The 609-nt window shown below is 47.6% G+C and carries 1 pseudogene; it reads right to left on the bottom strand.

Annotation, left to right across the window (positions count from 1 at the left end):
• Positions 1-45: 45 nt before the first annotated feature.
• Positions 46-609 (bottom strand): annotated as a pseudogene (locus tag HMPREF1627_RS00440) (hypothetical protein); the annotation flags it as partial.

A 609-nucleotide genomic window follows, 5' to 3' on the forward strand; every position in this document is an offset into this window, starting at 1 on the left:
ACCAAACCCACTTCGGGTGCTAAGAGACTTGAAAAAAACTTCGAGTCATGCATATTGAGACGCCGCCTCTGCAAAGATTTCTTGTATCACTGCTCTACTTACGTTTCCGAGCGGTAGTGCGCCCCCTCCCCACTGGCTAAGAGTCTGAGCTACGAGCAGGTCCATATCGACATTGGTAATGCGTTTAGCAACCCTTGTATCTAGCGGCTCGCCAATCCTAGTGACGAAGTCAGTTAAGGATTCACTTATCTCTTTTTCGAGAGAAACTAAGGCATCTTTTGATCCGTATCCAAAACTTCCGATTCGAGACATGACTGGATTCATGAGGGGGATGCAGGCCTCAAGTTTTGTTACTGCAGCAATAGACGAGAGCTCATTTGCAAGGTACCAAAGCGGCCAAACCCAAACTCTTTGCTGTTTTGGAAAATCCGTTCTGTGAGTTCTAGCGGACAGTTCGGCAACATCTGCCATTAGCCGGTAATGCTCCCCAGCTTGCTCCTCTTTATGCACTCGGAGAGCACACTCAGTAGCTTCGTGGAACATATCTGTGAATAATGTGGAAACTACTCCCGTTGATATCGAGGCGATTCCGGCAGTGCGTAATACTAT

Origin of the sequence: Actinomyces sp. S6-Spd3 (assembly GCF_000758755.1) — a bacterium.
Lineage (GTDB): Bacteria > Actinomycetota > Actinomycetes > Actinomycetales > Actinomycetaceae > Pauljensenia.